Source organism: Bacillus sp. AP50 (assembly GCF_040492675.1).
Classification (GTDB): domain Bacteria; phylum Bacillota; class Bacilli; order Bacillales; family Bacillaceae_G; genus Bacillus_A; species Bacillus_A cereus.
Window position 1 is genome coordinate 1 of record NZ_JBEUTW010000162.1, and the last position, 7,631, is coordinate 7,631.

A 7,631-nucleotide genomic window follows, 5' to 3' on the forward strand; every position below is an offset into this window, starting at 1 on the left:
TTAATTATATTAAAATAATTTATAACCTCTTTTAATAAAAATAGACTACTTCTAAAACAACACACATGAATTTCATATATTATGGAAATATTAAAAGGAAAATTGTTCTAAAATCAGGAGGTTTCCGCAATGACAAGTGATACATTTCCACAACTGCCGCTATCTTATTGGATTGAATCTACTCAGTTTCCTACTTTCCCTCGTTTATCCGAAAATATAAAGACAAAAGTTGCTATTATCGGTGCTGGTATTACAGGTATTACTACTGCCTATTTACTTGCAAAAGAAGGCATCGATGTTGTTTTAATTGATTCTGGTCGTATTTTAAACGGAACGACTGGGCATACAACAGCGAAAGTAACAGCACAACATGATCTTATTTATGATGAATTAATAAACCATTTCGGTGTAGAAAAGGCCGGGCTTTACTATGAATCAAATAATCAGGCTCTACAATTCATAAATGAAACTGTTCAAACATATAAAATCGACTGTAATTTCTCAAATGAAGATTCATATTTATATACAACTACCGATAACGGATTAAGAAATTTATCGAAAGAATATGAAGCTTATCAAAAATTAAATATACCTTGTGACTATGTTCAATCTCTATCGATTCCTATTCCAGTACAATCTGCGCTTATAATGAAAAATCAAGCACAATTCCATCCCCTTCTTTATTTAAAAACACTTTTAGAAAAGTTTGTGGAGATGGGCGGAAAGCTCTACGAACAAACAACAGCTATGGATGTGGAAAAGGGAGATCATCCACAAATAATTACAAAAGAGGGCCATCATATCACTTGTGAATATGTCGTCTCTTGTTCACATTTTCCTTTTTATGATGCAAATAGCTTTTTCTTTACGCGAATGTACGCAGAACGCTCCTACGCTCTTGCAATAAAAGCAAAAATGGATTATCCAGGTGGCATGTATTTAAGTATTGATGATCCAAAGCGCTCCTTACGCTATATAACAAACAATGGAGAAAAATTAATTTTGATTGGCGGAGAGAGTCATAAAACAGGACAAGGAATAAATACGATGCTTCATTATGAAGCACTCTATTCTTTTGCTGAAGCAACTTTTGGAATAGACGAGGTTCCTTATAGATGGTCAGCACAAGATTTAATCACTCTAGATAAGCTTCCTTATATCGGACATATTAACGAAAGAAATCCAAATATCTTTGTTGCAACTGGATATCGCAAATGGGGCATGACAACTGGAACTGCTGCCGCTCACCTACTGAAGGACTCCATCCTAAAAGTCCACAGTCCCTATAAAGAACTGTATGCACCATCACGCTTCCATGCAAATCCAGATATAAAAACGTTCCTCTCCCAGAACATTGATGTTGCGAAACATTTAATTGAAGGAAAGATTGAAACCGCATTACGTAAGCCAGAAGATCTCGAAGTTGGTGAAGGATCTGTCGTACATGTTAACGGTAAACGAGCAGGTGCTTATAAGGACAAAGAAGGAAAATTACATATCGTCGATACAACTTGTACACATCTCGGCTGTGAAGTTGAATGGAATAATGGTGATTGTACTTGGGATTGTCCTTGCCATGGTTCTCGTTTTTCAATTGAGGGAGACGTTCTTGAAGGCCCAGCAGATCAACCGTTAAAACGCGTTGATAATGAGTAAACAAATAAAGAAGTTCAACAGAATTACGGTTGAACTTCTTTATTTGTTATAAAACCTGTTCAGATAAATTTCGACACAGGAAGGAAAATATTAACATTAAATAAAATAATATATTCATCTACAAATTAAAAGGGGTGAATATTATGCAACCTTCAGCTCCACCTCATCTAGAATCTACAGAAACTATCTTTTCAAGCTCTATTACAAAACTTGTTGTTTTTATTTGTTGGCTAGCCATTTTAGCTGATGGATATGATTTAGGTATTTACGGTGCCGTTCTACCAAAGCTCCTAGAAGACAAAAGCTGGGCGCTATCACCAGCGCACGCTGGTACAATTGCAAGCTATGCTTTATTTGGGATGTTTATTGGGGCTATTCTAGTTGGAACGATTACAGATCTAATTGGGCGTAAATGGACGCTTATATGCTGTTTAGCACTTTTTTCTATCACAATGGGTTTAGCGGCTATCGCTTCTTCTCCTGAGTTATTTGGATTATCTCGATTTATAGGAGGAATCGGATTAGGCGGTGTTATCCCAACGGCTTCAGCACTTACTGTTGAATATTCACCAAAAAAAAGGCAATCTTTTATTTATGCTCTTATGTTTACTGGCTATCCTTTAGGTATCGTATTAGGTGCTATTTTGTCTATGTTTATGTTAGAAGATTTCGGATGGAGAATTATGTTTGGTATCGGAATGATTCCACTACTCCTCATTCCTTTCATTATTCGCTATTTACCTGAGTCCATTCAATTTTTATTATCACGTAATCGCCAAGAAGAAGTGAACCAAATTCTTAATCGTTTTCAAATTGAATTTCATGTAAAAAATAAAACTCATCAAGCTCCATCTACTATACGAAAGAAAAATGGATTTTTTACTTTATTCTCAAAAGAATACATAAAAGCAACACTACTTTTTTGGATCACTTATATAATGGGAATGTTTTTAATATACGGTTTAAATACTTGGTTACCACAGATGATGCGCCAGGCGGGATATCCTCTTGGATCTAGTCTGTCTTTTCTACTTATGCTAAATATTACCGCAGCTGTTGGTGCGTTATTCGCTGGAGCAATTGCTGATCGTATAGGCGCAAAAATTGTTATTAGCATCTCTTATCTTATGGCAGCCATATGTATCGGACTATTAACAATTAAGCCATCTGTTACAATCATTTATCTTTTAATTGGCCTTGCTGGTATTGGATCGGTCGGTATTACTCAAATATTAAATGCATATGTAACACAATACTTCCCATCACATATCCGAGCTACCTCCTTAGGCTGGGGACTGGGACTTGGCCGAGTTGGTGCAATTGCTGGCCCTATTCTCATCGGTATTATTATGACAATGCAATATGACTTAGCATGGAATTTTTACTTATTCTCCTTTGCAGGTCTTATCGCAGCTATATCTGTTTTCTTCATTCCTACAAAATAAAAAGAGCACAAACTTACTTGTGCTCTTTTTCATATGCTCCAAACAGCATGTCTCGAAATAGTGTATTTAAAATTTCAATATCGATCCCTGATCCCTTTTCAATTCCTTTTACATATTGCCCATAGTAATGAATTTGTTCTTCTAAAAATTGATTTAGCACCTTAATTTTCAATCCAACATCTAATTCAGTACCTGCTTTTTTCTTTATTAACAACTTTTCAATCTCATCTAACACACTACGTTCTAATGGTAATTCTGTAATCAATCGATCAAATTCTACAGGTGGTAAAGTTGCTTTCTCTTCTAGCCACTTACAAGCTAAAATAGGACGTAATACATAAAAGTACTTTTTCAGCTTTACATTCTCACCTTGCAAAAATTCACGATAATTTTTCGACGCCATATGTAAATAATGATATATCGTTGCTTTTGGATCAAAATTCTTCTCACTCATCTGTTGAAGTAGTTCTGGAAAATTAGAGTTTTTCGAATAAAAAATTGGTGATCGAATCCACTCAAGTAAAGCTGGGTTCGACTTCGCGAATAGTTGCAACGCCTTTTTAATATCCCAACCACTTATATCTAAATCATCACTAATTGGATATTCAATTACATCACGTTTGTCATGAATTGATAAATACCATTCTACCGGATGTATATAAACAAACCTAACATCATAATCGCTATCTTTCGATGGAAATCCCCAAGCACGACTCCCTGATTCCACCGCAAATAAAATTTTTACATCATTCTCTTTTTCAATTCTTTCTAACTCCAACTCGATTTTCTCTCTCATTTCATAACATCTCCATTTTTTGATTATTTCCTTGGAAATTCGACAATACACTATTAATTTTACTACATACTAAAAAAACTGTCAGAAATTACTGACAGCCTAATAAAACTTCTATTGTTGCTTTTCGATTACAGTAGCAGCAATTCGTTCAAACTCTTTTTGAATCTCCTCTTTATATGCATCTACTATTGAAAAATCCATAGCAGCAATATAAATTCGTTCTAATTTATCACGAACCGATTTTGCTTTCGCTAAGAAAGACATTGCCTCATTCATTTTTGCTTTATACTGAATGGAAACATCACGAATTTCCTTCGCATATTTCTCATCCGTCCCTGGCGTAACAATAAGGGCATACATATCAATAATTTCATCACCTTCGCGACTTGGAAAATATTCATGCGGTGCGGTGCTATCAAAAATTGCAAAGCCTAATTCTCTTACGATAACCATATCAAGACTATTCGGGTCAAATCCGCAATGATATACTTCAACTTCAAATCCTTTTTCTTCAGCTGCCTCAGCTAACTTTTTGAGCATCGTTGATTTTCCAGAGCCTGGGCGGCCTTTTATAAAATAACGATGTGGTAACCCTTCTGTTAAATTAGGAACAAAGTCAACTGCTCCTTTCGGTGTTGCAGCTCCTAAAAAACGATGTTTGACAAGCGATTGTCTCCCGCTTTTATCTGCAAATAATTTCTGGATTAGCTGATCGGTTAGTTCATTTGCTTTATTAAAATCTATATTATCAATATATATCTTCTCCCACTCATCATGTATAACCAATGCCTCTTTAAAACGTGCGTAAGCAGACTGAAAAGCTTTGCTTGCTTCTGAAACAAATCTTTCAATTTCTAACTTCTGCTTTCTTAGTTTATCTGAGTCCCAAGCAATTCCTAAATTTATATACTCTTCAACAACTCCTGGCATTTTTGGCTCAATAACATGCGGTGATGTCCCATCAACAATTCCTACTTTTAATTGTGGGATAATTACACCATCAACCGATTTATTGTCAGAAGAACAATGTAAAAATTCAATATCATATCCTTTTCCAACCCAATCACGACCTATTGCCTTTATTAAAGAAGATTTTCCCGTTCCTGGACCACCCTTTAAGATAAATAATCTGTCTAATCCTTTTAAATTCTCTTCGTATAAATTGTGAAATCCCCTAGCTGTATTACCACCAGCATAATAATTCAATACATTTCCTGTCACTGCACTCACTCCTTCGCAGCATTCTATTTACATAAGCTACAATATGCGAGCGGCTTTATTTGGGTGAATACCTATTTTGTATTGCACACAAAAAGGAAATGAATTACAATTTAACTATCAGAAAATTAAGATTTTGAAACTGAATACTTCTTTATCAAGAGAGGCAGAGGGACTGGCCCTTTGAAGCCCAGCAACCTCAGTTTATACGAACTGAATAGGTGCTAATTCCTGCAAAATGCATTGCATTTTGGAAGATAAAACTCAACTAGCATGTAAAGCTCATCTTTCTTGATACTGAAGGATGAGCTTTTTATTATTTGAAAAACATATATTGGAGGTATGTAAAATGAAAGTAATTGATTTATCACAAACATTTGAAAATAATATGTCTCAATTTCCTGGAACACCTAAAATACAACTAGAAGCTGTTACAAGTGTTGAAGAATCAGGCTATCAAGTTACAGATTTTCATTCTGTCGTTCATGTTGGCACGCATTGTGATGCTCCTGCGCATTTTATTTCAGGCGCAACGACCATCGATCAATTACCGCTGGATCAATTTGTAGGTGAAGCTGTTCTTATTGATGTAACTCATGTACAAGAACGAAAACTACCTAAAGAAGTACTGCACGATGCTGATATAAAAGAAGGAGATATTGTTATTTTCCATTCCAATCTATCTACTAAATGGAACACGGAGGCGTATGAGAAAGAAGCTTTTTATCTTTCTGAAGAATTAGCCGAGGAACTAGTACAATTAAAAGTAAAATCTGTCGGTTTAGATTTTATTTCTCCTGATGAGGTAACGACAGAAACATCACCAATTCATCACATACTACTTGGGAATAATATTTATTTAATCGAAAACTTAACAAACTTAGATGCCATTCACACGAAACGTTTCTTCTTCTCAGCAGCACCTTTAAAAATTAAAGATAGCGACGGTGCTTTTGCAAGAGCATTTGCTGTAATTTTTTAAACAAACTATACAAAAAAGCAAAGATCATCATTGACCTTTGCTTCTATTTTTTTTATTTAAATTAAGAAAGAATTGCTCAACATGAGGACGTAACCAAGCTAAATAATCCTTCTCTTTCTTCTTTGTACAAGCTATTTCTTCCCCATCTACCATTTCAACAAGTTCTAGTTCTAACAGTTGCTTCGTGAATGCTAACATATTCACTTCTTCGGATGGATACTCTTCTTTTAATTTCTCCTCAATTTCCCCCAATAAAAAACCGTCACGCATCATTGCCAATGCATCAATCCAAAGTGGCGGCATTTCATATTTTTCTCCTGTAATTGTGTCTTTTACAGTATAATTCTTTTGCTCTTTTCGAAATTGAATCGTGTGTAAACATACAGTCGAATTTAATGTTAATTCCATCATACCACCTCTTTCATAATATCTGCATAGAAAAAAGGATGCGCGTGCACCCCTTCTTATCTTTTCATAACACTACTGAACCGTTACATGAGCAATCAATCTCATGTCGATATTTTCCTCCATTATAAACGAAGTATTTTATAAAAAAAACCCTTCTTGAAACATTTTATAAAATGTTTATATTTACACAACAAGAACACTTTTCTGAAAAATCTTTTCTCAAATACATTAAACGGTCGGCAGAAAAATTTCTACTTTCGTTCCTACTCCTAGACTACTTTGGATCGTGATACTCCCTTGATGTTCCTTAATAATTTTATATGTAATCATTAATCCAAGTCCTGTACCATTCTCCTTTGTTGTGTAAAACGCCTTACCGATTTTTTCTAACTTCTCATTCTCTATACCACATCCTTGGTCTTCAACAGAAATACACAAATGTCCTTGCGTTTTTTGATATGCACAGATATGAATTTCTCCACCCTCTGGCATTGATTCTATTCCATTTTTAATGATATTTAATAACACTTGTTTTAATTGCTTATCATCACCGTTTATAGCCGGTAAATTTCCATCTACTTGTAAATTACATTTAACTCTATATTGCGTTGCATAACTTTCCATTAGATGCACAACATATAGAAGGGTGTCTCGTATATTACACCTTTCATAATTTGTTGGCTTTGGTTTCCCTAACAACATCAATTCACTAACAAATCCATTAACCCTTTCAATTTCTTGTAGCATAATGTCGTAGCTCATCGTATCAGTTGGATTTCTTTCTTTTTGCATTTGCGTAAACCCTTTTAACGCTGTTAGTGGATTTCGAATTTCATGGGCAATTGTTGTAGACATAGTCCCAATCACAGCTAAATTTTCCGTCTCTTTCATATTGTTCATCATTTCAACCACTGTTCTTACATAAGATTGAAATCGTTTTAATAAAGAATGTGAAATAATGAAATAAAATACACATAAAACAAGTGGAATTATCACTTTTAAATCTTGTAATAGCAATGTGAAAAATACGTACTTTCCAATTACACTAAAGGAAACTAAATAAAAGTATTTTCTATTCACGAAAACTGGGGCAAATAAAATTAACAACATTTCTACCATACTACCA

7 protein-coding genes and 1 riboswitch are annotated in these 7,631 nt (G+C 34.6%); of the genes, 3 read left to right on the top strand and 4 right to left on the bottom strand.

What is annotated here, in order from left to right; genetic code table 11:
* Window positions 1-129 precede the first annotated feature (129 nt).
* Window positions 130-1,656, top strand: a complete 1,527-nt coding sequence (locus ABWK52_RS14115; RefSeq protein ID WP_000199976.1) for an FAD-dependent oxidoreductase — start codon at window positions 130-132, stop codon at window positions 1,654-1,656.
* Between the two features lie 143 nt (window positions 1,657-1,799).
* Window positions 1,800-3,101 (top strand): MFS transporter, encoded by a 1,302-nt coding sequence (locus tag ABWK52_RS14120; protein WP_001183092.1) that lies wholly within the window; start codon window positions 1,800-1,802, stop codon window positions 3,099-3,101.
* A 13-nt stretch (window positions 3,102-3,114) separates the two neighbouring features.
* On the opposite strand, the gene ABWK52_RS14125 is transcribed toward ABWK52_RS14120, so the two are convergent.
* Together ABWK52_RS14125 and ABWK52_RS14130 are read right to left on the bottom strand one after the other, a co-directional pair.
* Window positions 3,115-3,897, bottom strand: a complete 783-nt coding sequence (locus ABWK52_RS14125) for a nucleotidyltransferase domain-containing protein (RefSeq protein ID WP_001208233.1) — start codon at window positions 3,895-3,897, stop codon at window positions 3,115-3,117.
* 111 nt (window positions 3,898-4,008) lie between these two features.
* A complete protein-coding gene (locus tag ABWK52_RS14130) occupies window positions 4,009-5,118 on the bottom strand; it encodes a PRK06851 family protein (RefSeq protein ID WP_098542185.1) in 1,110 nt (369 codons plus the stop codon).
* 148 nt (window positions 5,119-5,266) lie between these two features.
* Window positions 5,267-5,379: riboswitch (SAM riboswitch) on the top strand.
* An 85-nt stretch (window positions 5,380-5,464) separates the two neighbouring features.
* Between ABWK52_RS14130 and ABWK52_RS14135 the strand changes: the two genes are divergently transcribed.
* Window positions 5,465-6,097 carry a cyclase family protein gene (locus tag ABWK52_RS14135; RefSeq protein ID WP_000862983.1) on the top strand — a complete coding sequence of 211 codons (633 nt, stop codon included), beginning with the start codon at window positions 5,465-5,467 and terminating at the stop codon, window positions 6,095-6,097.
* Between the two features lie 27 nt (window positions 6,098-6,124).
* On the opposite strand, the gene ABWK52_RS14140 is transcribed toward ABWK52_RS14135, so the two are convergent.
* Window positions 6,125-6,505, bottom strand: a complete 381-nt coding sequence (locus tag ABWK52_RS14140) for a hypothetical protein (RefSeq protein ID WP_000424119.1) — start codon at window positions 6,503-6,505, stop codon at window positions 6,125-6,127.
* A gap of 228 nt (window positions 6,506-6,733) precedes the next feature.
* Window positions 6,734-7,631: ATP-binding protein (locus tag ABWK52_RS14145; protein ID WP_353771963.1), on the bottom strand; the 898-nt coding region annotated here is incomplete at its 5' end.